Origin of the sequence: Parabacteroides caeci (genome assembly GCF_023656795.1) — a bacterium.
Taxonomy (GTDB): Bacteria; Bacteroidota; Bacteroidia; order Bacteroidales; family Tannerellaceae; genus Parabacteroides; species Parabacteroides segnis.
Genome location: NZ_JAMOKT010000064.1, coordinates 15,695 through 40,659 on the forward strand (window position 1 = coordinate 15,695; position 24,965 = coordinate 40,659).

The following is a 24,965-nucleotide window of genomic DNA, read 5'->3' on the forward strand; positions in this document are numbered from 1 at the left end:
GCTAAGTTCGTTATTTATCGGTTGGCTGAATATTCAGTTCGGAGCCATTCAGCAAGATGCGGTGAGTGACAGGTCCTATCTTTTTCATCATTGCCGAAACACCGCAGTACTCTTGCGACAATCGGATTGCTTTTTCAATCCGGGCACTTTCCTCTGCCTTACCGGTTACGTGGAAAGTGATGAAGAATGCCGAGTAAAGCATCGGCACGGTATCGGTTGTCTCTGCTTTGACGTCGATAGATAGTTTTTCAAAACCGATTCGCATCTTCTTGAATAGAGAGATCACATTGACCCCGCTGCATCCGGCCAGGGCGACCAGCATCAAGGCTTTCGGGCGGACACCGGAACCGGTGCCGCCGTCTTCTTTGCTGGTATCGATTGTCACCGTATGACCATCCATCTGGGTTTCAAAGGTCGAATCCTTTTTCCAGTCGAGAGTGATTTGGGCAGACATATCGTTCTCTTTTATTTTTTAAGTGCTTCCTGTAATTTGGCGTCTATTTCTTCACCATGGATATTCTTGGCGATGATTGTGCCGTCTTTATCGACCAGTACAGTATGAGGAATGCTGTTGACGCCATATAAAGCGGCACCGGTATTCTGCCATCCTTTCAGGTCGGAAAGCTGTGTCCAGGTAATATTCAGGTCTTTTACGCCTTTTGCCCAGGCTTCGGGTTTGCTGTCCAATGAGATACCGACAATTTCGAATCCTTTATTCTTATATTGTTTATATAATTCGACCAGATGCGGCATTTCTTTGCGGCAAGGGGGACACCAGGAAGCCCAGAAGTCGATCAGGACAACTTTACCGTTACCGACGAACTCAGACAATTGGTGTACTTCGCCTTTTGGGTCAGCCATTTCAAAATCAGTGAATTTTTTGCCGACAGCTACGTTTTTCAGAACATCCAGGTGGCTGATCATTTTGTCGATGTTCGGCTGTGCCTTAAAGGTTGAGTCGGCTTTCGACAGTATTTCGTTCTGCTGCTCTTCACTCAGGTTGTAGCGGTTTTCGTATAAATATTTGGCAGACATTTTCTGGTCCATATGAGCCAGAATGTAATTGCATACGGCTTTGGTTATTTTGTCGCTGATTTCATCATATTTTTTTTCAGCCGCAGCCGCAATTGCCTTGTCTTCGGAACGGATTTCATCTCCGAGTTTTCCCATTTCGTCAAAAAAAGGTTTGAGGCTATCTTTCATTGCTTTTTCTGCATCGTTGGCCGGGGTGCCGGTTACGATTGACAAGGTATCCAGGTTGATAGTGAGTTTGCCGTTTTCAAGTGTAAACGTTGTCTTGAACGGAGTTGCCATACCGCGTTCAGCCTGGACAACGTCGGGCGAAAACTGAATGATCGTAATCTGTGATTCATTCCGGGTACCTTTGAACTTGAATGCATTGTTTTCTACCAGCGCGCTGTCGAAAGGTAAAACGTCCGGTTTTCCGTATTCATAAAGATATACGTAGTTTCCGTTCAGATCGGCGTTTGAAACTGTACCGGTTATTTCGTAACCCGGTTTTTCGCTGCAAGCTGCAAGAAGCAGAGCGGAGGCAGCCAATGGAAGATACTTTTTCATATATTATATGTGTTAAAACGATGTCATCACCTTGTGATTCGCGAAGTTATCGCTTTATTAATTATAGTTTATTTCTTTAGGCTTAAAAAGTTCTAATATTACCGAAAAGATGGATTATATTTGTTGCCTGATCGATATACCAGGGTTTACCGGCAGTTATCGGGAGATTATTCTACAAATATTAATACTATGACTCGGACCAATAATAACAAACGGACAATGCTACGGCTTTTATTTATGAAATTGATGATACTCTGCTGGTTTTTGCTTTGTGCTTTACCAGGCGGGGAGGCGTCGGTTTCGCTGCATAAAGCAAATATCGACCTGTCGAATAATGCAATTATCGATATATATCAGGATGATGACGGTTATATGTGGATCGGAACTTACGATGGCCTGAACCTGTTCAACGGGAGAAATACGTATGTCTATCGTTTTGAACCGGATAATAAGAATACCCTTTGCAGTAACATTATCAATAAAATTTCAGACGGCGGTCCCGGGTATCTTTGGGTGTCTACTTCGATGGGACTGAACCGGTTTTCGCTGAAGGACCGTAAAGTGACCGAATCATATCCTGAATATCCCGAATGTCTTCTTATAGCAACGGATTCTTTAGAAAATACCCTGGTTGTCAGCCGGAAGAATTTTATATCCTGCCATACTTCCCGTACAGCTTCTTTTCAGGACATTTATACGCGGGACATAACACCGGAAACAGCAAGGCTGTTATTTGCAGGCGAACAAGGCCGTTTTTATCTTCTCTCATCAGACGGGGTTTTGAAGCAGCTCATTCCGGACTATTCGAAACTACCTTTAACCATACAGACAAAGGAAAACAAGATACATGATAAACCGATAGAACAGGCTTTTTATGAAGAGGGCGTTCTTTATTATGTCGATGTTGATAATAAACTGTACCGATACCGGACGGAGGAGAACAAAGAAACATACTTGTCTGATCTTTCCGGATGGATGGAAAAGTATGGTAAGGTAGCCCGTGTAGTCTCTTTTCAGTCGAAACTGTATCTGGTGTTCAGGAACGGCCTGTTGCTTGATCCTGATAAACCGGAAGAAGCTGTCGATCTGAATATAGGTATCTTTAGTATGTTCAAAGACAAAAAGCAGCAAATACTCTGGATTGGTACAGATGGGCAGGGACTCAGAATGTTGTACGACAAATATGAGCGTTTTGACGGATTGGCTTTGGAAGATTTGCCTTTTGTAATGCTCAATCCGGTTCGTTCCGTTTATACGGATGAAGATAAGACACTATGGTTCGGAACGAAAGGGGATGGCTTTGTTCGTATAAAAGAGTATGATTCCTATGCAAAAGGGGAGATTCCGCTAAACCGGATTACCCGTTATACAACGGCAGACGGCTTGTCCAACAATCGGGTCTATTGTTTTTACAAAAGCCTGTATCATCCTTTGGTGTGGATTGGTACAGACGGCCCCGGCCTTTCCTATTATTCTTATGAGGATGAGAAAGTCCATACGCTTCCCAGCAAGATAGATACCCGGATAAGATATGTTCATTCTATCTGTGAGATAAATGATTCGACACTTTGGATGGCAACGACAGGCGACGGGTTGATCGAGGTTGTTCTGGAACGGGATAAATCCGGTCTGACGGTTAAGTATCTTCAGTCTTACCTGTTGGAAAAGGACGGAAAGATATGTAACGAATTTTATTCCATGTATTATGACGGCAAATCCACCCTGTATCTGGGAAGCCGCGGAGGATATGGGATGGCACGTTTCGACCTGCTCACGAGACAGTATGATTTTATGTCGATGAACAATTCGGCTAATCAGGCGATCGGTGATGTCCTTAGTCTGTGTTATAGCAGTGATTCGACCTTTTACTTGGGAGCCAGTTCCGGTATGACGCGGATGAAATGCGATCGATCGGGGACATGTGAGTTTTGGCAGTACGACAGGAGTGACGGCATCAGCAACGATATGATTCATGGCATATTGGAGGACAAAGATAAATGTATCTGGTTGAGCTCCAATAAGGGACTAACCAAATATAATCCGCATAATAACTTTTTCCATAACTATGGAAGCCAGGAACTGATGGTCACGGAATTTTCCGACGACGCTTACTGGAAATGCCCTTATACCGGACGTCTGTTTTTCGGGGGCGTCGATGGTCTGGTCTGGATCGACCCGCAAAACGACCGGCAGGAAAGCTATAGTCCCGACCTGCATTTCTTTGAGTTGAAGATGGGGGACGAAACCATTAGTCTTTACGATTATGCGGATGCGAATCCCGGCCCTGTTACAATTCCTCCGGACGTTTCGACTTTTACCATTTCATTTATTGCCACCGACTATATTCATGGCGACAATTATGAATATTCTTATCTGTTGCAGGATTATAATACGGCCTGGACGGAATTACAAAAGAGCAATGAAATATCGTTTACCAAGCTGCCTTACGGGAACTATACCCTGAAAGTCCGTTATAAAAACGATGTTTACGATTCCAATGCGCGGGAATATCTTTTACCGTTGAAAATACTTCCTCCGTGGTATCTCAGTGCCTGGGCGATAGCAGTCTATATTCTTCTGGCCATCCTTCTTGCAGGAGTACTGGTTTATTGGATCAACCGGCGCATCGCAGAAAAACAACAACAGGTGGCCCGTAAAATCCATGAAGAACAGAAAGAAAAGCTGTACGAAGCCAAACTGAACTTCTTTGCCAATATCACCCACGAACTTTGTACCCCGCTGACTTTAATCAACGGAGTAGGGGACTATATTCAAGCCTATGCCGAAAATACTTCCGACAACAAACTGAAAAGGTATATCCGCATATTGAGGGATAACGTAGCGAGCCTGAATGAACTGATTCAGGAAATCCTGGATTTCCGTAAGATAGAAGAGGCCGGGCTGAATTATTTCAGTATCAGGCGCATCTCTGTCCCGGATATTATCCGCAGGCAATACGAGTCTTTTACTCCTATTGCCGAGCAGAATGGGATAAAATTCGTGTTGTCTCTTCCGGACCAGCTTTACTGGAATACAGACCCTACCGGGTTAAAGAAGATATTGGTCAATCTGATTTCCAACGCTTTTAAATACTCGGATGAAGCCGGAGAAATACGTATTTCGGCTACTGCGGAAAATAAGTCCTTGATAATCCGTGTCTATAATTCGGGCAAAGGAATATCTGAAACAGACCTGAAGACTATTTTTGACCGTTACCGTATATTGGGTGACCTGGAGGGTAACAATTATACGCAAACAACATCGAGGAACGGACTGGGATTGTTTATCTGCCATAGTATCGTACAATCCCTGCATGGCACGATAGAGGTGAAAAGTGAAGAAGGTCGGTTTGCCGAATTTATTGTCCGCTTGCCCCACCTTGAAGCCGAGGAGGAGGAAGCCGAACCGGAAAATGAGGAACCGGAAGCGGTGCCTGTCCTTTCGTCTCCCATCGATGAAACCGGATTGCCGGGAGTTGTCTCTCCGGAGAATAAACCCTGTGTCCTGGTGGTGGACGATAATAAGGATATTGTCTGGTTGATTAAGGAATCTTTATCTGAGGCTTATACGATAGTGGAGGCCTACAGTGTGGAAGAGGCGATCCGTTTGATGGAAAAACAAACGCCGGCCCTTATTATTACGGATATTATGATGCCGGAGATCGACGGGATGGAATTGATCAGCCGTGTGAAATCGGATAAGTTTACCCGCCATATTCCGTTGATAGTCGTTTCTGCCAGAATATCGGAACACGACCAGGCGGAAGGACTCGATCTGGGAGCAGATGCCTACCTGACTAAACCGTTTTCTGCGGTGGTGCTCCGCTCCGTAGTCAACCGGCTGATGACAAGTAAAAAAGAACTGAAAGATTATTACTATTCACCGGAGAGCGCCTACGAACAATCCGGCGGACAGCTGATTCATCAGGAAGATAAAGAATTTATGGATGCCGTAACTGCCATTATCCGAGAAAATCTCGATAAGGAAACCCTGCGCCTGGAGTTGATAGCCGAAAAGATGGGCATGAATACCCGGTCGCTTTACCGCCGTTTCAAGAAGATATCTCCGCTCACTCCTTCCGATTTTATCAAGGATTACCGGTTTAACTATGCTGCGCAGTTATTGGTGACGACTAATCTGAGCGTACAGGAAATTATCTATAAAGTCGGCATTTCGAACAGGTCTTATTTCTATCGGGAATTTGCTGCCAAGTACAACCAAACGCCTAAAGAGTACCGGAATAAGGGATAAGTCGCTGATTTCCTGTTTGTGTCCTGATTTGCCAAAAGAGTGTCATAATGTGCCAGGTGCATATTGTGACACTCTTTTGGTATTTTAGTAGTAATGCGGGAAAAGAACAATCTGGTAATATTGCATTCAGATTTGTGAAACCCGATAATGCTTTTTTAATATGAATACAGAATGATTTGAACAATGAATAGAAACACTTTGCTTGATTGGCATTTGAGGCGGAAGTGTATCAGGGAGTTGTTTTATACTTTGGATAGTGAATACTTTATTGTTTTAATTTTATGAAGTTGTGTTGCATTAATATATTTGTAATTGTAGTTGGTAGTTTTTTGCTTTCAGCATGTCGGGAAAATGTTTCGGTGAATGTACCTGAGTTGTCGGATGGGGACCCGACAACATACTATACAGGAACCCGGAAACTGAATCGGATTGTTTTTGATCCTCAATACAGTATTCCTATCCAAAGTTATAAAATCTATTCATCAGGCGAATCACCTGTACATGACCCGGCGAGCTGGGTGCTGAAAGGCTCCTACGACGGAAAGAACTGGGTGGTGGTAGACGAACGGAAAGACCAGCGCTTCAGTTCACGTTACCAGGAAATCCTTTGTCCGATAACCAATCCTTCCAATTATAAACAATATATGCTGGAAGCCGAAACGGCAGGCAGCGATACGCTGGTGATCGGCGATGTCCTGTTTTCCGAAAAGAACCTGGTTACAGACTGGGAAGATTTCAAATATCCCGCAGTAGACTTTGAAGTATTGGCTCCGGAAACAAAAGGTGCAGCTATCTATGCAGACCTTGTACAAGACCCGGATGCCTACCTGAAATACCATGCCCGCAAGGTGGCGGAAATCCTTTTCTATACGGCAAAAGATACTATGAATGATGTTCAGACCATTCATTATACGTTGAAGGATTATGATGGCGTTTCTGCCAAATCCGGGAATCCTCCGGCTATTTATATCGAATACAGTACCCGCCATATCGAGAAGTCGGCGAACGAATCGCTTTACAAGCTCGATTTTGAAACACGCGGTGTCTTATATCATGAGCTGGTCCATGCCTATCAGTTCGAACCGAAGGGGATTGGTTCATACTCGACGAATAAGGAATTTTGGGCCTGTATAGAAGGAATGGCGGATGCCGTGCGGGCAGAGTCCGGATTTTTCGACATGAGTACCCGTAAGCCGGGTGGTAACTGGATGGATGGTTACCGTACGACCGGCTTCTTTATCCAGTGGCTGAAAACAAAAGACCCGGATGCCATACGTAAATTCCATCTGACTGTCCGCGACCTGGATGTGTGGAGTTTCGACAAGGCGATCAAGTGTATTTTCGGCGAAGAATCCGGTATTGAAAGCATGTGGAATGAATACCAGGCGTTTCTGACAAAAGAATAAATAAATACTACATACCTATGAAATCTGTAAGATGTTTAGCCTTATTTCTGTCTGCTGCGCTGGCAGGTGGAACGTTGTGGGCACAGGAGAAAGTATCCTTTGTCAATCCGATCATCGGAACAAACGGGATGGGGCATACGTTTCCGGGGGCTTGCGTGCCGTTCGGACTGGTGCAGCTAAGTCCGGATACCGACACGATCCCGCATAATGTCGATGGCAAGTATCAACCCCGTTCGTATGAATATTGTGCCGGATACCAGCATAAGGACAGCAGTATCGTCGGTTTCAGCCATACGCATTTCAGCGGAACCGGTCATTCCGACCTGGGTGACATATTGATCATGCCCGCCACCGGCTGCCTGAAACTGAATCCTGGAACAGCGACCGATCCGGACGGCGGTTACCGCTCCCGTTTCTCACACGACACGGAGATATCCCGTCCCGGCTATTACGAAGTCATGTTGTCCGATTATGGCGTAAAAGCGCAACTGACGACCACCAAACGGGTGGGAGTTCATAAATATACTTTTTCCGGCGATGGCGGAAACCAGCGTATTATTCTCGATATGATTCATGGTATTTACAATTACGACGGAAAAGTCCTGTGGACAAATATCCGCGTAGAGAATGATACGTTGGTTACCGGTTATCGCATAACAAACGGATGGGCACGGACCAATTACACCTATTTTGCGATGTCTTTCTCCAAACCTGTCATTCATTATGGTTGCGAGGAAAAGGCGAAAGTGAATTACCGTGGCGGTTACGGCAAATTTAATATGAAAGAGAATTTCCCGGATATCGGCGGACGGAAGATCGTCGCTTATTTCGATTTCGATCCGGCAACCTCCAAAGAATTGGAAGTCAAAGTAGCCCTTTCCGGTGTGAGTACCGACGGCGCCCTGAAGAATCTTCGTGCGGAAGCATCCGGTTACAGCTTCGACCAATTGGCGGCAAAGGCTTCGGATACCTGGAACAAGGAGCTTTCCTGTATAGAGGCAAAAGGTAACAACGACCAGCTGGCTATGCTTTATACCTCTTTGTATCATACCATGATTAATCCGTGTGTCTATACCGATGTCGACGGGCAGTACCGCGGCTTGGACGGAAATATTCACAAGGCCGACGATTTTACAAACTACACGGTCTTCTCTGTCTGGGATACGTATCGTGCCTTGCATCCGTTATTCAATATCATCAACCGCCAGGTAAATACCGATATTGCCCGTTCCATGCTGAAACATTGCGAACAAAGCGTACATAAAGCGTTGCCGGTATGGAGCCATATGGCAAATGAAAACTGGTGCATGATCGGTTATCATTCCGTATCCGTGCTGGCCGATGCCGTGGCAAAAGGATTGCCGCTGGATAAGGAGGAAGTCCTGCAAGCGATGGTCAGCAGTTCTACCATTCCTTATTATGACGGAACGAAGGAATATATGGAAAAAGGATATGTTGCACTCGACCATAACGGAAGCGCCGGTTCCTTAACGCTGGAATATGCCTACGACGACTGGACGATTTATAATACCGCCCGCCTGGCAGGAAACGACCAGGTGGCAAACCAATATAAAAAACGGGCAGCCAACTATATCAATGTGTTCGACACAAGTATCGGTTACGCCCGTCCCCGTTATTCGGACGGACGCTGGAAAGAAAACTTCAACCTGTTGAGTACGCATGGCGAAGGGTTTATCGAAGGAAATGCCCTGAACTATTCTTTCTATGTTCCTCAGGACGTCAACAATATGATTCAATTGATGGGAGGCGACAAGTCTTTCGTATCCAAACTCGACTCGCTGTTCACGATGCATCTGCCGGACGAGTTTTTTGCCGAAACGGAAGATGTTACCAAAGAAGGACTTTTAGGCGGCTATGTGCATGGCAACGAACCGAGCCATCATATCCCGTTCCTGTATGTCTGGACTACCCAACCTTGGAAAACCCAATACTGGCAGCGTGAAATCATGAACAAGATGTACCGAAATAATATCGACGGCCTGTGCGGAAACGACGATTGCGGCCAGATGTCGGCCTGGTATATCCTGTCGGCTATGGGATTCTATCCCGTTTGTCCGGGAACCGACCAATATGTGTTGGGTGCTCCCTACCTGCCTTATATGAAGGTATCGCTTGAAAACGGAAAGACTTTTGAAGTCAGGGCAGATAAGGTCAGCGACAAGAACCGCTATGTCAAATCTGTCCGTCTGAACGGCAAACCGTATACAAAAGCCTATATCACGCAACAAGATATTATGAATGGGGGAGAGCTGACTTTTGAAATGACCTCTTCACCGAATAAGAAGCGTGTATTTACCGGGGACGACAAGCCCTATTCGTTATCTGCTAACTAATCATTATTCTATATATTATCCATGAAGAAGTTATTTATTCTGGCTATTGCCTTTTGCAGCAGTCTTTTCACGATGAAGGCTGCGGATAAGACCGAACTGGTGGATTACGTGAATCCCCTGGTCGGCTCCCAGTCGAAAATATCCTTGTCCACAGGAAATACCTATCCGGCGATTGCAATGCCGTGGGGTATGAATTTCTGGATGCCTCAAACCGGAAAGATGGGAGACGGCTGGGCCTATACCTATGATGCCGACAAGATACGGGGGTTCAAGCAGACACACCAGCCCAGTCCCTGGATAAACGATTACGGTCAGTTTGCCATCATGCCGATAACCGGTAAGGTGGTGTTCGACCAGGATAAGCGTGCCAGCTGGTTTTCCCATAAGGCGGAAGTGGCCAAACCGAATTATTACCGTGTTTACTTGGCCGATCATGATGTGGTAACGGAAATCACGCCGACAGAACGTGCCGCCATGTTTCGTTTTACTTTTCCCGAAACGGATAAGTCGTATGTGATTGTCGATGCTTTCGACCGTGGTTCGTATATCAAGATCATTCCCGAAGAAAATAAGATCATCGGTTATACCACCCGTAACAGCGGAGGTGTTCCCGAGAATTTCAAAAACTACTTTGTTGTCGTGTTCGATAAGCCTTTTACTTATAAGGCAACGGTCGGCGACAGCGAAATCCGCAAGGGTGAAACGGAAGCACAGGAAAACCATACCGGTGCCATCATCGGTTTCTCAACCCGTCGCGGGGAAGTTGTTCATGCCCGTGTCGCTTCTTCTTTTATCAGTCCCGAACAGGCAGAGTTGAACCTGAAAGAGTTGGGCGGACGGTCTTTTGATGAAATAGCGGATGCCGGTCGTAAGACGTGGAACGAAGTGCTGGGACGCATCCGGGTGAATGACGATAATGTAGACAAATTGCGTACTTTCTATTCCTGCCTGTACCGTTCCGTCCTCTTCCCACGCAGCTTCTACGAAGTGGATGCCAATGGAAAGATCGTGCACTATAGTCCGTACAACGGGGAAGTATTGCCGGGTTATATGTTTACCGATACCGGTTTCTGGGATACTTTCCGTTGCCTGTTTCCGTTCCTGAACCTGGTGTATCCGTCGATGAATGTGAAGATGCAGGAAGGTTTGGTGAATACGTATAAGGAAAGCGGATTCCTGCCGGAATGGGCGAGCCCCGGCCATCGTGGCTGTATGGTAGGGAATAATTCGGCTTCGGTTGTTGCTGATGCTTATCTGAAAGGTTTGCGCGGTTACGATATAGAAACCCTTTGGGAGGCTGTCGTACACGGAGCAAACAATGTTCATCCGAAGGTGAAATCGACCGGCCGTTTGGGTTACGACTATTATAATAAGTTGGGTTACGTGCCTTATGATGTGAAGATCAACGAAAGTGCCGCTCGTACATTAGAATATGCTTACGATGACTGGGCCATCTATAAACTGGGAAAAGCGCTGGGTAAACCGGAATCTGAAATAGCCGTCTTTGCCAAACATGCCATGAACTATAAGAACCTGTTCGATAAGGAAACCAAGCTGATGCGTGGCCGTAATGAAGACGGCGCATTCCAGTCTCCGTTCAACCCGCTAAAATGGGGGGATGCCTTTACGGAAGGTAATAGCTGGCATTATACCTGGTCTGTCTTCCATGATCCGCAGGGATTGATCGACCTGATGGGAGGAAAGTCCGGTTTCAACGCAATGATGGATTCCGTATTCAATGTGCCGCCTTTGTTCGATGACAGTTATTATGGAGGTGTTATCCATGAGATACGTGAAATGCAGATCATGAATATGGGTAATTATGCTCACGGTAACCAGCCGATCCAGCATATGATCTATATGTATAACTACTCCGGTGAACCCTGGAAAGCGCAGTATTGGGTACGCGAAGTGATGGATAAGCTGTACTTCGCCACTCCCGACGGCTATTGCGGTGACGAGGACAACGGACAGACTTCTGCCTGGTATGTGTTCTCTGCACTCGGCTTTTATCCGGTCTGTCCGGGAACTGACCAGTATATCCTTGGTTCCCCGCTATTCAAAAGCGTGACGCTGAATCTGGAAAACGGCAAGAAGGTAGTGATCAATGCCAACAACAATGATGCCGCGAACCGCTACATCTCGACCATGAAGGTGAACGGCAAGAATTACACCCGCAACTACCTGACACACGAAGACTTGTTGCGTGGCATGACGATCAACTGCACCATGTCCGCCACCCCGAACAAAACCCGTGGCACAGAGGAAAAGGATGCACCTTATTCATTCTCTAAAGAGATAAAAGAATAATAGAAAATGAGCTATTTATAGTGACAGGTTGTACCTGTCTCCCCTCTTGAGAGGGGGTAGGGGGTGTGTTAAAGCCAGTCAATAAAACAGGCTTTGTTACAGGTTCATTTGCCGTCTGCTTCAGCTGACGGATTAGTAAAGAATCTATCTCATTGGACTTTAGTCCCATTTCTTACAGTTTTCTATCTAAGAGACATGTGGCTGAAGCCAAAAGAGAGAAACAACTTGTAAACCGTCAGCTGAAGCAGACGGCAAATGAACCTGTAATAGTCAAGCGGCTCTGATTGTGGTGGTTATATAGGTGAGGATATGACACACCCCCTTCCCCCTCTCAAGAGGGGAGCGAGTTACAACCAGTCACTATAATTAGCTCACATCTGATAAAATATGAAACTACGAATATATACATTATTAGCCATGTCTTGTTTTACCTTGACAGGCATGGCCCAAAACGAGAAACTGACCGACTACGTCCGCCCCTTGGTCGGAACAGACGGATACGGGAATGTCTATCCCGGTGCACAAATCCCGTTTGGTGGTATCCAGATCAGTCCGGATACAGACTCCAAATACTACGATGCGGCAGCCGGTTATAAATACAACCATACTTCCATCCTCGGATTCAGTCTGACGCACCTGAGCGGAACAGGCATCCCCGACCTGGGTGATTTCCTGTTTGTCCCCGGCACCGGCGAAATGAAACTCGATCCGGGAACCCGCGAAAATCCCGATGAAGGTTACCGTTCACGCTATACCCATGACCAGGAGTGGACTTCTCCCAATTACTATGCCGTCCTGTTGCAGGATTATGGTGTCAAAGCCGAAATGACGGCCGGACTGCGTAGCGGAATGTTCCGCTTCACCTATCCCAAATCGGATAAGTCTTTCATCATGATCGACCTGAACCATACGCTATGGCAATCCTGTGAATGGTCGAATCTCCGTATGGAGAACGATTCGACCCTGACCGGCTATAAGTTGGTGAAAGGCTGGGGACCGGAGCGCCATGTCTATTTCACCGCCGTCTTCTCCAAAAAGCTGAAAGATTTCCACATCATGCAGGATAAGAAGCCGGTCATTTACAACACTTCCCGTTTCAGAAGCACGAACGAAGCCTGGGGAAAGAACCTGATGGCTTGCCTTTCCTTTGCTACGGAAGAGGGGGAAGAAGTGATTGTAAAAACTTCCGTATCGGCAGTCAGTACAGCCGGGGCACAACTGAATATGCAGGAACTGGACGGCATGACCTTCGACGGCCTGAAAGAAAAAGGTATCGACTTATGGGAACAGGAACTCGAAAAGTACCGTGTGACAGCCGACCGGAAGACAAAAGAGACCTTTTATACGTCTGCTTATCATGCGGCTTTGCATCCGTTCATCTTCCAGGATGCCGACGGTCGTTTCAGAGGACTGGACAAGAATATCGAACAGGCCAAAGGCTTTACGAATTATACTACTTTCTCTTTGTGGGACACCTATCGCGCCCTGCATCCCTGGTTTAACCTGGTGCATCAGGACGTGAACGCCGATATCGCCAATTCCATGCTTGCCCATTACGATAAGAGCACGGAGCGAATGCTTCCGATCTGGTCGTTCTATGGTAACGAAACCTGGTGTATGATCGGTTACCATGCCGTATCCGTTCTGGCCGATATGATCGTTAAAGGTGTCAAAGGTTTTGATTACGAACGGGCATACGAAGCCATGAAGACAACCGCAATGAATAAACATTACGATTGCCTGCCGGATTACGATCGTAACGGTTATGTTCCTTTCGACAAAGAAGCCGAGTCGGTTTCCAAAACTTTGGAGTATGCCTACGACGATTATTGCATTGCCCGTGCTGCCCAGACTTTGGGAAAGACAGACGATTATAAGTATTTCCTGAACCGTTCCCTCTCTTACCAGACTTTGATTGATCCGGAAACCAAATACATGCGTGGCCGTGACAGCCAGGGTAACTGGCGCACCCCGTTTGCCCCGATCGCTTATCAGGGACCGGGTTCGGTAAATGGTTGGGGAGATATTACCGAGGGATTTACGATGCAATACACCTGGACCGTTCCGCACGACGTACAGGGATATATCAACCTGGCGGGAAAGAAACTGTTCGAGAAACGGCTGGACGAACTCTTTACTGTCGAGTTACCGGACGATATCCCGGGCGCCCACGATATCCAGGGACGTATCGGCGGTTACTGGCACGGCAACGAGCCTTGCCATCATGTCGCTTATCTGTATAATTACCTGGGCAAGCCGTGGAAATGCCAGAAATGGATACGCGAAATAGTAGATCGTTTTTACGGCAACGAACCCGGTTCGTTGAGCGGTAATGACGACTGCGGGCAGATGTCGGCCTGGTACATGTTCAACTGTGCCGGTTTCTATCCTGTCGCTCCTTCCAGTAATATATATAATGTAGGTTCCCCTTGTGTTGAGGCGTTATCTATCACGATGAGCAACGGCAAAGAGATAAAGATGACGACCGAGAACTGGTCGAAGGAGAATGTCTACATTAAAGAAATGTATGTAAACGGCAAGAAATACAACAAATCTTACCTGACATACGATGACGTGAAATCCGGTATATCCCTACATTTTGTGATGAGTGACAAGCCAGCCTTCAAACGTGCAGTATCGGCAGATGCCTGTCCGGCTTCCCTGTCATTGCCCGGTAAGACAATGCTTTACCAAAAGCCTGGCGGCAACTAAACAGATGGTTTTTCAATATACACATATTATTTCAATTAACGATGAGAGAGTTTTTCCCCTTTAGGTGAGGGGCTGGGGCGTGTGATATGGGAATACCACACGCCTCTTTTTTATTCCTGTTGCAGCAACATCTCCCGTTCCTTTTTAGTGAGGCTTCCGACGACAATCTCATAGGATTTCTTCACAAGTTCCTTTATTTTATTGTCCGGCACATCCTGATTGAAATAGACACTGATCCAATACTTCTTATTCATATGCCAGCCCGGAGTTATTCCCGCATACCGTCCCTGCAATTCTCCTGATTCATCCGGATTACATTTAATGCAGCAAAAATCAAAAACTTCGATATTCACGAAGCAGAACCACTTATCCGCGATGTAAAAACACAAAACGTCCCGACTGTACTTATCCGCCACATTCGGAAACGGCATCTTCTCATGAACTCCCTTCAAGGAAAGACAGTATTCTCTGAACTCTTCGATATTCATAATTCTGATTAATTTGGATAAGACAAAGTATATCCTTTTCCATATGGGAAAGAGATGGCAATCAGGCTACTATCAAGTACAAAGATATATCTTTTTTCGGAAGTTTCCCAATGCTCACACGTAGTCTGGATACTCTTATTATTCTTCCTCTTCTTTGGGTGGCAGCGAATACACCCTGTGCGTCCTGTATCCCATCTTGATCACTATGCCGTCTTTTACAAACAGTTTCATGTCTTCGGTTGCCCGGTAACGGCTGCAATGGTTTATTCCTGCATAATCCGTCAGATTGATATACGGATTGTTTTGCAGGAATTTAAGCATCTTATTTTTCCTGTCCGTCAGTTCATTAGAGGTGACATTCTCTCTTTTTATTTTCAGTGGGCGGTCCTTGTCGACCAGTTCCCTCAATCGTTTGGCGCAGCGGAAGTTAACCCCGTCCGCCCTGGCAAAGAAGACGGTTTTGCCCTTCTCATCCGTTTTCTGTAACGTCTTGAGGGCAGGGGAGAAGTGCCCTAATCCCTCCAGTTCCACACAATAGCCGTTCGATAAGTTCCGTCCGATATAGGTGGTCAGCGCCTCTATCGCCCCTTTCACATCGGCCGAAGTTAGCGAGCACGAATCCGAGAGGTATTCGCAAATATCTTCCATCCGCATGGTCCCTTTGGATATAAGCCGGGCACAAGACTGTTGCTCCTTGCCGCTGGTGTTTGGTGCCTTGTATACTCCGAATCTAATTCTTCCCATGGTAGTTTAATTTTAATACTGGTATAATTATTATTACCTCGGATGTATCTTTGACAAGGTGCGTCCGAATCTTACTTTTCTGCCTATGTAAGTTGTTGTCGACGTTGTCGGCAATATTGTTGACACTGTCGAAAACTTTGCCGACACTGTCGTTTATTTTGCCGACAGCGTCGGCAACAACTTACCTGCCTTCCAAAGATAATACATGTCCGAGGTAAAAGCAAGTAATATAAGGGATAAATGAAACTATCCCGGTGATAATTTTATCTTTTGCACGTGGAAGTTACGAAAAGAGTGTAATTTATTGGAAATGAGCGTAGGTTAGATGCTCATGATAGTAATAGGTTACGATTTAGTTAGTTATCCACTGCATTATTCCTCTGCGCGTTGCGTAACCTTCAAAGAACTCTTCGTATGCAAAAGTAACAATAAAACGGGAGATTTTGAAATGAATCTCCCTGTTTTTTTCTTTCCCCCACATAAAGTTTTTCCGTAAAAGCGGTTTTATCCGTCGGCACACCATCGCCCAAAAGGATTTTGAACGGACGTGTGCCGACTGCCGCATAAGTGGTGAAAAGGGCTTTGCCTCACGCCTAAACGACAGTTTAGACTGATGATGCAAGGCCCATTTCTTTTGTGCTTATGCCAAAGTGGTGCTTTTACGGGTTTTCAGATAATTTTCTTTTTCGCTGTCCACTTGAGCCGGATGCGGAAAGCCGTATATGACCGCTTGATCCATGAATGTAACAAGCCGTCATCTACGGCAGGCAAACCGGGAAGAATGGTTTTATCCGCCCGACCCGACACGTCTGGCCAGACAAATAAAACCATACTTCCTTGCAGGTGGTTTGCCCGGTTTCACACTCCCGGCTATGTTCTTTTTTTGTTGGGGGCTTCTTTTTTCACGGATTTCTCTTTTGAAGTTTTCAGTCTAATCTGCCTCTACTTCCGTTTACCTCCATTTTCGCGCCTTTCAGTGAGCCGCATCAGGCGGTCATTTCCGTTCTGGGTGCAAAGGTAATTACGGGATTGGACGGGAAAGCAAGGTCAAGCCTCCTGTTTTCGGGAAAAATCTCCAGCCCTTCGGGTAGTATTTTGCCCGAAAAACCTTGCATTCCCTAATCCCTACATTTCCTTGCACCCGAAACGAAAACGACCGATGCGACAGAAAGACGCATTAAAAAAATGTCGGATAAACGAGAGGCAGATAAAATAGTTTGAAACTCAACTCCCTCAGCTCTTGAATCCGCATTAAAAAACAAAAAATCAAAAACAGCGAAGATATGACGGCAACGACAGATTTCAGACAGACAGCGCAATACATCGGGTTTGCGATATGCACCCTGACCATGCGCACCGCCTTTTGGGTGTCCGGCATCCTTTGGGGCATCGTCAGAGAGATAGCAAACGGAGTGTTCCGAGTGGCGATAGGCATAATCGTGGCAATCCTTTCCACAATCGCCTTCTTCGGCTTCATCCTTTGGTTATTCACCCTTTAATCCCTATCGACATGGCAAAGAGAAGAAGCAAGACTGTGGAGCAACAATGCAGATACTACGAGGTGGGCAACATCTTCGAGTACATGGTGGAAACGTACATCAACGGCAACATATCCGTGTTCCGTGAACTATACCACGAACTGAACAAGGACGCACGTAAGGACTTTACCGACTTTCTTTTGAGCGAGGTGGAGCCGATTTATTGGAGAGAGATACTGAAACAGACAATCTAAAACGACAGCGATATGAAAACGACAGACCATTTCAAGAGAACGATACAGACGTATTTGGAGCAACGTGCGGCGGAAGATGCGCTCTTTGCCAAGAACTACCGTAACACTGCCAAGAACATCGACGACTGCGTGACCTACATTCTGAACTATGTGCAGAAAAGCGGTTGCAACGGCTTCACGGACGGGGAGATTTACGGACAAGCCGTACACTACTATGACGAGAACGAGATTGAGGTGGGCAAGCCGGTGAACTGCCAAGTGGTGGTGAACCACGTGGTGGAACTCACCGCAGAGGAAAAGGCGGAGGCACGTCAGAACGCAATCCGCCAATACCAAGACGGACTGATGCGTGAAATGCAGAACCGCCACAAGCCGAGGACAACAGCCAAAGCGACCGCAAGACAAGAAACAGAACAACCCAACCTATTCGATTTGATGTCATGAAACCGAGAACACGCATACAGCAGGAAGTCGCACGGCTGAGCAAGCGACTACCGAAACTGACCGCCACACAGAAGGCATACGCTTTCCTCCATTGCTTCAAGCATTACGCAATCAAGAGGGCGGACGGCACGAACATCTGCACCGAGTGCGGACATTCGTGGAAGAGCGACCACGACCTTGCAGACACCCTTTGCGGATGCACCTGCCCCCATTGCGGGATGCAGTTGGAAGCGTTGCGCACCCGAAACAGCGTGCTTAAAGACAACGAGTATTTCTCCATCGTCACCACCTGCAAGCAGTACCAAGTGATACGCTTCTTCTTCGTCAAGTCCCGATACAAGGCAGGGCAGACAGCCGAGTATTCCATTTATGAGGTGGTGCAGAGGTGGATTTCACCCGAAGGCACGACGACCACCGTTGCCCGACTGCGTGGTATGTTTACATTGTATTACGACCTATGGGCTGAACACAGCGACATGGAGGTACGCAAGCAAAACAAACTCCGTGCCTACGACATATCCCCCGTATGCACCTATCCCCGACAGCGTTTCATCCCCGAACTGAAACGCAACGGCTTCAAGGGCGATTTTCACAACATCCTGCCGTATGACCTTTTCACGGCTATCCTTTCCGACAGTCGAGCCGAAACACTCTTGAAAGCAGGGCAATACGCCATGTTGCGCCACTACATCCGCAGTTCCTTCAACATGGAGCGATATTGGGCATCCGTCAAGGTTTGCATCCGCAACGGCTACACCATTTCTGACGGCTCCATGTGGCAGGACACCATCGACCTACTGCGTCATTTCGGCAAGGACACGAACAACCCAAAATATGTCTGCCCCTCCGACCTCAAAGCCGAACACGACAAGTTGGTGGCAAAACGCGACCTGCAAAGGGAACGTGAACAGACGGAACAACAGCGTGTGAAAGCGATTGAGGACGAGAAAGACTATCTGAAAGCCAAAGGCATCTTCTTCGGACTTGTGTTCTCCGACAACCTTATCCGTGTCAAGGTCATTGAGAGCGTGAAGGAAATGGTGGAGGAAGGACGGATGATGCACCACTGCGTGGGTGACTACCATCGCCGGAAAAACTCCCTTATCCTGTCCGCCACCATTGACGGCAAGCGCATCGAGACGGTTGAGGTGTCACTGAAAACATTTGAGATAGTGCAGAGCCGTGGCGTATGCAACAGGAACACGGAATACCATAACCGCATAATCTCCCTTGTGAACAGCAACGTGAACCTTATCCGTGAACGGATGAAAGCGGCATAATATCAACCCTATAAAATCATAAGAATATGGAAATAAGATTTGAAAGCATGGTTTGCTTGTGGGATGATAAAATCCCCACGATGTTCCTTGAATTTATGAACCTCCTCACTTTTTGTCAGAGTGAGGAGCAGTTAAGGGCAAGTGTAAAGGACTTTGCCGAGAAGAACGGACTTGACAAGTTCTTCTGTTACGGCTTCGGCTCACATCATTTTTACCTGCACCAACGCTACACGAGCAACCCCGAAATGGTGATGACAAACAGAGTGCTGTCAGTACATTTCTAACCATCTAAAACAATGATTATGAGTACACGAATGACCATCAACGGAGTAAGCACCTGCAAGGAAGCAGGAACGGAGAAATACGAGCGTTTCCAAATTGGTATCGGCAGACGCAGGCGGACACTTGTGCAGTACGACTACCGCCACACGGACGGAGAACTGTTCTCTTGTGTCAAACCTACTTTGGACGAGTGCCGAGCCGCACGGAACAAGTGGCTGACGGCAAAGGAAGGAAAGGAGGGCAAGCGATGAACGAAGCAGCATACCAAACGCTGATAGTCAAGTTCAGCGAACCCATCACGGCATTGGACGGCATCTTTGACGATGCCGAAGCGTGGGGAGTCGATAGCCTAAAAGGGTGGATTGACAATTATGAGAGCAGTCGGTTTACCACGATTGACAGCCATACGGCAGTCATAACGAGCGAGTACAACATGGAGTGTCTGAAAGCGTGGCTGGAAAGATACACGCCCATAACCGAGAAAACAGAATTTTAAGCGTTCAGGCGGTGTCCGCACTGCCTGAACATGACACCTAAAAGAGAACAGACATGATAGCAAAGACAATTTTGGAGCAGATAGGCGGCAGACGCTTTATCGCCATGACGGGAAGCAAAGACTTCATTGACATGGGCAACGGCTTACGCATGAGCCTTGCGAGGAACAAGACGAGCGCGAACCGCCTTGACATCATTTATGATGAAGGCTTAGACCTTTACAATATGCGTTTCTACCGCAGGACATTCAGCAAAAAGACTTTTGAGTGCAAGACGAAGGACATCGAAACGCACGAGGGAATATATTGCGATATGCTGGAGGACATATTCACGATGGTGACAGGACTTTACACCCGTTTTTAAGAGGCAGGCGGCGAAAGCCGCCCTACTTTCTTTCGGTGAGCATGATGGCGGACAAAGAAAGTAGCAAAGAAACCTCTGTCTCAATCTTCGATAGTGTTCACAAAAACAAGTTTTAATCATGGAAACAATCAGACAGAACGGAAAAATCATCTTGCACAGTGATGACGGAACAGGCATGAAGATGATTTTCAAAAACCTCACGGGAAAGAATTTTCAAGGTCAGAAATATGTGGAGTACATCCGGCATATCGCAATCGGAGACATGGGATTTTCGCCTGGCACCATTGAACATTGCAGGGATGGTGAAGTTGTCGGCAAAGGAATAATCCCGAATGTATGAAAGCGGAAAATCCGATGAAGTTGTGGCTTCATCGGATTTGTAAATCATATAATTATAACACATTCTCGACAAAAGGCATCCTCGTTGATTAAAAGTTGTAAGACCCTCCGAAAATTATTCATCTCATTCTCTTCCGCAAGTTCTTGTTCTATCTTTTTCCCTATATGTCCTACCCGGAAATACATATCAATTGCCTTATCTATGCCTGTCAAAATAGTTGGCATATCATAGATTTCTAAAGAATCGTCACCATCTTTTGTCGCAAAATGAATAGGGTAACTTCTTTGTTTTGTGTCAATCTTAGTCTCTTTTAACCCCAATTTCTTGTAATACAACATCGCACTCTTTTTTATATCTGCGTCAAGAGAATCCGGCATTACAATTTTTAAGATACCCTTGTCATATATAGTGCCATCAATTTCCAATCCTGGCGTGTTTTCTGTAAGCCATTCGGCCGCAAGTTTAACAAATCCCTCAAAATAGGAAATTGCCAAAACAGTTGATGGCAATAGTCCTAAATGACCGAGATTGATGTTTTCATCAATTTGTTTTTTTAATTTAGCTAAACCTTTTTCCAATGAATCTGTGGCGACTTTCTTCCCGTCTGCACCAATTTTCACTTCATACCGCGTAGCCGTTATGCCTAACAAATCGGTAGGTATTTTTGCTTCTTTTTGAGCAATAATAAAAGCTCGATCTAATCCTACCCGACCAAGGAAAAGACCATATTCAAATAAAACATTATCACGGGCCGATTCAAAATGTGTATCTCTGACAATAAGTTCGTCATCAGCTGAAAATACCATAAAGCCGAAATCAAATAAGCTGGCAGATTTGACCAATGTTTCAAGAAAAGATTCATTGTTCTTAAAGATATTATCTGTCCAAAGATAACAATCGTAATCCTCCTTGAAAAAGTCCTTGATTCGTTTGGCAACGTCAAGACCTTCGCTTGATGAGCCGATAAATATTCTTGGTTTCATATATTACCTAAATCCTTATTTATTTTATAAACTTCGTCTTCCAATACTTTTAATGCCGCAAGTTTTTCTGGCTTATCTTTAAAAACATATTCGTTTCCAACCACTGACTTCAGGTCATCTTGCTTGCCGTCATTCCATAAATGGAACATCGTATGCCACAAGATATAAACCAAATCCTTGTATTCTTTTTGTACGTAATCTTGTACTGGTATTGAGTAGCAGATAGCATTGATTTCAAAACTTGTAAGTGGGATATCTTTCTCAGAATCTGTACGAACATTTTTAAGGAATCTAATCATTCTTTTCAACCGTCCATTTGTATCTGCACTTCTTTGATTTATTCTTGATATGCTTAGAAACGGATAATCCGGCCCTTCGGAAAGTCCGGTGCTTTTATTATATATTTTTATACCACGTTTATCCTCTGGCATTCCATCCAATACATAATCCAATGATTGGAACCAAGATGATGTTACAATATCTACGTCTCGATGAAGATTTTGATTAGTAATTTTTACCGCCTTGGGCTTTGATATGTCACATATAGTATATGTACGTAACATTGTCTTTTCAATTTGAGTCCGCAAAGATGCCATATCCTGAGAACTATTCCCCTCATATTGAGAAAATGAGTTATCGAACTGACATAATCTGCCAATTTGGCGGTCGTTATATTTCCATGTTTTCGCTAATTCTTGTCTTACCTTAAAAATGTCTGTTCCGACAAATTTCTCACATAGTACAAGCAAGTCTATATCACTGGCTCCCCTTATGTGTGTATCTGTCATAACAGAGCCTTGGTATTCATACGATACATTCGTTAGAGATTCTCTCAGATGCTGTTTAACGACCTCCCCTGCGGCTTTGGTCCGTTTTGTGTATTCTTCATCAACGGATTTCATGGCTCGCAATACATACCTTGCCACATCTTTATCATATACAGACTCTCCACTGAACATTCTTTGCTCTACGAGCATTGACGAGTCTGGATTGTATCGATTATTTATTTGTTTAAGTTTTTGGGAATAATCCATATTTTTTCACTTTTATTACAAATAAGTGCAAAAAGCGTGCCAAATGACAAAATGGCACGCCTAACTATTATTTATCAGTTCTTTTAAGGCTCGTACAGCAGCGCAAACTCCGCCTTTCTCCGTTTGAGCAGCATGGCGTGCTGTTTTCCCTTGTAGTTGCAGAAAGCGATATACTCCCGATAAATGTTCCTGTCGCCCGCCTCCAGCTTCCGGATCAGCGTGCTTTTGGGTATCTTTCCGCTTCCCAACAGACGGTACGGACCGACATTGTAGGCAAGCGTGGCAAGGAGCAGGCTGTCTTTCCCGAACTGCCGGAACATCGCGCAGAACTTGCGCAGGTCTTTCCGCAGGAGCGCGTCCGCCTGCCGTTTCGTCATGGTGCGTGCCGAATACCTTTCGCCCGGCTGCAACCGATGTCCATACCCTACATACGGGTGGTGTTTTTCCGAGTGCCAGCCCTCAAAATACTTCGTGCATCGCACCGCCCTCTCGAACGGTGGCAGCCGGCAGATAATCGCCTGCCCGTCCGTTCCCTCATGACGGCTGTTCCGTGCGGACACGGAACAGACCGCCAGAAGCGAACAGAGTACAGCCATGAATACACGCATCATATCGACAGTGGCTTGTAATTGCCGATGGGGAAAACCGAAATAACCCCGTCATCCTTCACGTTGCGATTGTTGAAATCAAACTCCAGCTCGTAGGAATTGCCGAAATTGTCCTCCACCACCACGATGAAGTTGTGCGCCTCGTCGCCCTCCGCCGTGTAGTACAGCCGGAACTTCTCGTTTTCGAGCAGGTAGCGGTCGTTGGGCAGGAACGTGATTCCGTTGTCCATTTTCAGCGTGCCTTCCCCCTCGAACTGGAAATAGCGGATGGTATAGAGAGTGTTGGCGAAGTCGCCCGTCTTTTTCAGCTCACAGCGGATTTCCACCGTCTGCCCCTTCGTCACCTTGTTCGGCACGGGCATGGTCTCCACCGTGAAGGGATAGGATTGCTGGATGTCCATGTCGTCGTCACACGACACGAGCGTGAGCGACACGGCGGCGAACAGGCAGAGTGCCAACGCCTTGAAGATTGATGTTCTCTTGTTCTTGTTGTTCAGTATGTTCATTGTCCTTTGATTTTTAAGTTATTGTTCATTTCTTTTTTTCGTTGTCAGTTGCAGATACTCGTTCAAGTCCTTGCAACCGTCATAGAGTGCGGAACGGTCACAGACACGTTCCCCATAATGTCTTTTCAGCGTTTCCAATGTCCGCTGTCCGGCTTCGTCACGGTCGAGATAACAGTCTATGCGCCCGTAACCGTCCAGATGCTTCATAGCCTTTTCCACATTGGCAACGGAGTTCAACACAAGGCAGTCACCCGTTTCCAATCCGAGCGTGGCGGCGGAAAGAAAGTCCATGAAGCCCTCGAACACGCTGCACACGCCAGCCGAAGAGCCTTCCACCTTGACCGGCGACACATCCTTCGGCGGCACGCATCCTTTGAAAAAGCGGCTGCGGATCTCATAGCCACCCGACACATTCGGAAAGCCGACGGCGAAATAACGTTTGCCACGCACTCCGTAATTCAGACGGCAACAGTAGCGTGATGCGACAGCGTAAGGGATGCCCCGTCCCGCCAGATATTCCGTCAATGGTGAGTGAAGCAGCGGGACGGCTTCCACTCCCTCAAAGGCAGGTTCTGACGGTTTAGGCAGGAAAGTCGGTCTGCTCACTTCGGGAACAGGCATAGGCATATTGGCGGTTTCCGTTATGAATTTCACTTGTTCTATGAAATCCTCGCTTCGGGCAAACTCCCCGGCAAGCGTGAAGATGTCGCCACCCTTTCCAAGACCGAAGTCGTACCAGAGTTGTTTCGCCACGTTCACGCGGAAAGAGGGCGTGCGCTCATTGCGGTATGGCGCACGATACCACAGCTCGTTTCCGCTTCTTCGGACAGGCTCATGCCCCAGCCGTGCGAGGAAGTCCGCAAGGGGTATATACCTCATGGCGTCAATTTCCGTCCGTTCCATGCGGCGTGTCAGTTAATGATGAACTTGACACCATATGTTAGCTTTCAATTTATGTTGTATAATAATTGTATTTAACTTGTGAACAGTTAGTTGTGTGTTTTGGGAACAACATATTTATTTATATAATCCATTGAGAAAAGCTATGATGTCAG

General features: G+C 46.3%; 23 protein-coding genes. 14 read left to right on the top strand and 9 right to left on the bottom strand.

Features of this window, described 5'->3' with window-relative positions:
* Positions 1–10: 10 nt before the first annotated feature.
* Both NBH15_RS23670 and NBH15_RS23675 read right to left on the bottom strand, forming a co-directional pair.
* Complete coding sequence (locus NBH15_RS23670; protein ID WP_007658683.1) at positions 11–454, bottom strand: OsmC family protein; 444 nt, start codon at positions 452–454, stop codon at positions 11–13.
* Positions 455–465: 11 nt separating this feature from the next.
* Positions 466–1,578: a TlpA disulfide reductase family protein gene (locus NBH15_RS23675; RefSeq protein ID WP_250823699.1), complete on the bottom strand. Its 1,113-nt coding sequence runs from the start codon at positions 1,576–1,578 to the stop codon at positions 466–468.
* Positions 1,579–1,797: 219 nt separating this feature from the next.
* Here NBH15_RS23675 and NBH15_RS23680 point away from each other — a divergent pair, with 219 nt between their 5' ends.
* The 5 genes from NBH15_RS23680 to NBH15_RS23700 all read left to right on the top strand — a co-directional run bounded on the left by NBH15_RS23680 (position 1,798) and on the right by NBH15_RS23700 (position 14,611).
* Complete coding sequence (locus NBH15_RS23680; RefSeq protein ID WP_250823700.1) at positions 1,798–5,829, top strand: hybrid sensor histidine kinase/response regulator transcription factor; 4,032 nt, start codon at positions 1,798–1,800, stop codon at positions 5,827–5,829.
* 281 nt (positions 5,830–6,110) lie between these two features.
* Positions 6,111–7,235, top strand: a complete 1,125-nt coding sequence (locus NBH15_RS23685) for a basic secretory protein-like protein (protein ID WP_250823701.1) — start codon at positions 6,111–6,113, stop codon at positions 7,233–7,235.
* 17 nt (positions 7,236–7,252) lie between these two features.
* The gene (locus NBH15_RS23690; RefSeq protein WP_186961229.1) at positions 7,253–9,589 is read left to right on the top strand and encodes a GH92 family glycosyl hydrolase; all 2,337 of its coding nucleotides are present in this window, start codon (positions 7,253–7,255) and stop codon (positions 9,587–9,589) included.
* A 21-nt stretch (positions 9,590–9,610) separates the two neighbouring features.
* Positions 9,611–11,899: a GH92 family glycosyl hydrolase gene (locus NBH15_RS23695; RefSeq protein WP_250823702.1), complete on the top strand. Its 2,289-nt coding sequence runs from the start codon at positions 9,611–9,613 to the stop codon at positions 11,897–11,899.
* A gap of 387 nt (positions 11,900–12,286) precedes the next feature.
* The gene (locus tag NBH15_RS23700; RefSeq protein WP_250823703.1) at positions 12,287–14,611 is read left to right on the top strand and encodes a GH92 family glycosyl hydrolase; all 2,325 of its coding nucleotides are present in this window, start codon (positions 12,287–12,289) and stop codon (positions 14,609–14,611) included.
* A 110-nt stretch (positions 14,612–14,721) separates the two neighbouring features.
* Here the strand turns inward: NBH15_RS23700 and NBH15_RS23705 are convergent, their stop codons facing one another.
* Positions 14,722–15,099 (bottom strand): MmcQ/YjbR family DNA-binding protein, encoded by a 378-nt coding sequence (locus tag NBH15_RS23705; RefSeq protein WP_250823704.1) that lies wholly within the window; start codon positions 15,097–15,099, stop codon positions 14,722–14,724.
* Positions 15,100–15,237: 138 nt separating this feature from the next.
* Positions 15,238–15,843 carry an HU family DNA-binding protein gene (locus tag NBH15_RS23710; protein WP_250823705.1) on the bottom strand — a complete coding sequence of 202 codons (606 nt, stop codon included), beginning with the start codon at positions 15,841–15,843 and terminating at the stop codon, positions 15,238–15,240.
* A 1,283-nt stretch (positions 15,844–17,126) separates the two neighbouring features.
* Between NBH15_RS23710 and NBH15_RS23715 the strand changes: the two genes are divergently transcribed.
* The 9 genes from NBH15_RS23715 to NBH15_RS23755 all read left to right on the top strand — a co-directional run bounded on the left by NBH15_RS23715 (position 17,127) and on the right by NBH15_RS23755 (position 20,779).
* Entirely contained in the window at positions 17,127–17,342 is a 216-nt protein-coding gene (locus tag NBH15_RS23715; RefSeq protein ID WP_250823706.1) for a hypothetical protein, read from the top strand.
* 11 nt (positions 17,343–17,353) lie between these two features.
* A complete protein-coding gene (locus NBH15_RS23720) occupies positions 17,354–17,575 on the top strand; it encodes a hypothetical protein (RefSeq protein WP_250823707.1) in 222 nt (73 codons plus the stop codon).
* Positions 17,576–17,587: 12 nt separating this feature from the next.
* Entirely contained in the window at positions 17,588–18,019 is a 432-nt protein-coding gene (locus NBH15_RS23725) for a PcfK-like family protein (RefSeq protein WP_250823708.1), read from the top strand.
* Complete coding sequence (locus NBH15_RS23730) at positions 18,016–19,299, top strand: PcfJ domain-containing protein (RefSeq protein WP_250823709.1); 1,284 nt, start codon at positions 18,016–18,018, stop codon at positions 19,297–19,299. Before NBH15_RS23725 ends, NBH15_RS23730 begins: the two co-directional genes overlap by 4 nt.
* 26 nt (positions 19,300–19,325) lie before the next feature.
* Positions 19,326–19,583 carry a DUF8466 domain-containing protein gene (locus NBH15_RS23735; RefSeq protein ID WP_250823710.1) on the top strand — a complete coding sequence of 86 codons (258 nt, stop codon included), beginning with the start codon at positions 19,326–19,328 and terminating at the stop codon, positions 19,581–19,583.
* Positions 19,584–19,601: 18 nt separating this feature from the next.
* Positions 19,602–19,832: a DUF3873 domain-containing protein gene (locus tag NBH15_RS23740; RefSeq protein ID WP_250823711.1), complete on the top strand. Its 231-nt coding sequence runs from the start codon at positions 19,602–19,604 to the stop codon at positions 19,830–19,832.
* Positions 19,772–20,077: a DUF6956 domain-containing protein gene (locus NBH15_RS23745; RefSeq protein ID WP_250823712.1), complete on the top strand. Its 306-nt coding sequence runs from the start codon at positions 19,772–19,774 to the stop codon at positions 20,075–20,077. The genes NBH15_RS23740 and NBH15_RS23745 overlap by 61 nt, the downstream gene beginning before the upstream one ends.
* Positions 20,078–20,130: 53 nt before the next feature.
* On the top strand, positions 20,131–20,439 hold the full coding sequence (locus tag NBH15_RS23750; protein WP_250823713.1) for a hypothetical protein: 309 nt from the start codon (positions 20,131–20,133) through the stop codon (positions 20,437–20,439).
* Between the two features lie 118 nt (positions 20,440–20,557).
* Positions 20,558–20,779, top strand: coding sequence for a DUF7688 family protein (locus tag NBH15_RS23755; protein WP_250823714.1), 222 nt, complete (start codon positions 20,558–20,560; stop codon positions 20,777–20,779).
* A 44-nt stretch (positions 20,780–20,823) separates the two neighbouring features.
* Here NBH15_RS23755 and cap12 read toward each other — a convergent pair whose 3' ends face one another.
* The 5 genes from cap12 to NBH15_RS23780 all read right to left on the bottom strand — a co-directional run bounded on the left by cap12 (position 20,824) and on the right by NBH15_RS23780 (position 24,813).
* Positions 20,824–21,762: a CBASS system CD-NTase-associated NAD(+) hydrolase Cap12 gene (cap12, locus tag NBH15_RS23760; RefSeq protein WP_250823715.1), complete on the bottom strand. Its 939-nt coding sequence runs from the start codon at positions 21,760–21,762 to the stop codon at positions 20,824–20,826.
* Positions 21,759–22,796 (bottom strand): nucleotidyltransferase-like protein, encoded by a 1,038-nt coding sequence (locus tag NBH15_RS23765; RefSeq protein ID WP_250823716.1) that lies wholly within the window; start codon positions 22,794–22,796, stop codon positions 21,759–21,761. Before NBH15_RS23765 ends, cap12 begins: the two co-directional genes overlap by 4 nt.
* Before the next feature lie 83 nt (positions 22,797–22,879).
* Positions 22,880–23,407, bottom strand: coding sequence for a glycoside hydrolase family protein (locus tag NBH15_RS23770; protein WP_250823717.1), 528 nt, complete (start codon positions 23,405–23,407; stop codon positions 22,880–22,882).
* Positions 23,404–23,910: a DUF3872 domain-containing protein gene (locus NBH15_RS23775; RefSeq protein ID WP_250823718.1), complete on the bottom strand. Its 507-nt coding sequence runs from the start codon at positions 23,908–23,910 to the stop codon at positions 23,404–23,406. The genes NBH15_RS23770 and NBH15_RS23775 overlap by 4 nt, the downstream gene beginning before the upstream one ends.
* A gap of 18 nt (positions 23,911–23,928) precedes the next feature.
* Positions 23,929–24,813 carry a DUF8464 domain-containing protein gene (locus NBH15_RS23780; protein ID WP_250823719.1) on the bottom strand — a complete coding sequence of 295 codons (885 nt, stop codon included), beginning with the start codon at positions 24,811–24,813 and terminating at the stop codon, positions 23,929–23,931.
* Between the last annotated feature and the right edge of the window lie 152 nt (positions 24,814–24,965).

Coding starts and splice junctions, on each gene's coding strand:
- NBH15_RS23740 (WP_250823711.1), top strand. CDS start 19,602: ATGAGTACACGAATGACCATCAACGGAGTAAGCACCTGCAAGGAAGCA.
- NBH15_RS23715 (WP_250823706.1), top strand. CDS start 17,127: ATGACGGCAACGACAGATTTCAGACAGACAGCGCAATACATCGGGTTT.
- NBH15_RS23690 (WP_186961229.1), top strand. CDS start 7,253: ATGAAATCTGTAAGATGTTTAGCCTTATTTCTGTCTGCTGCGCTGGCA.
- NBH15_RS23710 (WP_250823705.1), bottom strand. CDS start 15,843: ATGGGAAGAATTAGATTCGGAGTATACAAGGCACCAAACACCAGCGGC.
- NBH15_RS23720 (WP_250823707.1), top strand. CDS start 17,354: ATGGCAAAGAGAAGAAGCAAGACTGTGGAGCAACAATGCAGATACTAC.
- NBH15_RS23770 (WP_250823717.1), bottom strand. CDS start 23,407: ATGATGCGTGTATTCATGGCTGTACTCTGTTCGCTTCTGGCGGTCTGT.
- NBH15_RS23775 (WP_250823718.1), bottom strand. CDS start 23,910: ATGAACATACTGAACAACAAGAACAAGAGAACATCAATCTTCAAGGCG.
- NBH15_RS23765 (WP_250823716.1), bottom strand. CDS start 22,796: ATGGATTATTCCCAAAAACTTAAACAAATAAATAATCGATACAATCCA.
- NBH15_RS23685 (WP_250823701.1), top strand. CDS start 6,111: ATGAAGTTGTGTTGCATTAATATATTTGTAATTGTAGTTGGTAGTTTT.
- NBH15_RS23780 (WP_250823719.1), bottom strand. CDS start 24,813: ATGGAACGGACGGAAATTGACGCCATGAGGTATATACCCCTTGCGGAC.
- NBH15_RS23735 (WP_250823710.1), top strand. CDS start 19,326: ATGGAAATAAGATTTGAAAGCATGGTTTGCTTGTGGGATGATAAAATC.
- NBH15_RS23725 (WP_250823708.1), top strand. CDS start 17,588: ATGAAAACGACAGACCATTTCAAGAGAACGATACAGACGTATTTGGAG.
- NBH15_RS23755 (WP_250823714.1), top strand. CDS start 20,558: ATGGAAACAATCAGACAGAACGGAAAAATCATCTTGCACAGTGATGAC.
- NBH15_RS23695 (WP_250823702.1), top strand. CDS start 9,611: ATGAAGAAGTTATTTATTCTGGCTATTGCCTTTTGCAGCAGTCTTTTC.
- NBH15_RS23670 (WP_007658683.1), bottom strand. CDS start 454: ATGTCTGCCCAAATCACTCTCGACTGGAAAAAGGATTCGACCTTTGAA.
- NBH15_RS23705 (WP_250823704.1), bottom strand. CDS start 15,099: ATGAATATCGAAGAGTTCAGAGAATACTGTCTTTCCTTGAAGGGAGTT.
- NBH15_RS23750 (WP_250823713.1), top strand. CDS start 20,131: ATGATAGCAAAGACAATTTTGGAGCAGATAGGCGGCAGACGCTTTATC.
- NBH15_RS23675 (WP_250823699.1), bottom strand. CDS start 1,578: ATGAAAAAGTATCTTCCATTGGCTGCCTCCGCTCTGCTTCTTGCAGCT.
- NBH15_RS23680 (WP_250823700.1), top strand. CDS start 1,798: ATGCTACGGCTTTTATTTATGAAATTGATGATACTCTGCTGGTTTTTG.
- cap12 (WP_250823715.1), bottom strand. CDS start 21,762: ATGAAACCAAGAATATTTATCGGCTCATCAAGCGAAGGTCTTGACGTT.
- NBH15_RS23730 (WP_250823709.1), top strand. CDS start 18,016: ATGAAACCGAGAACACGCATACAGCAGGAAGTCGCACGGCTGAGCAAG.
- NBH15_RS23700 (WP_250823703.1), top strand. CDS start 12,287: ATGAAACTACGAATATATACATTATTAGCCATGTCTTGTTTTACCTTG.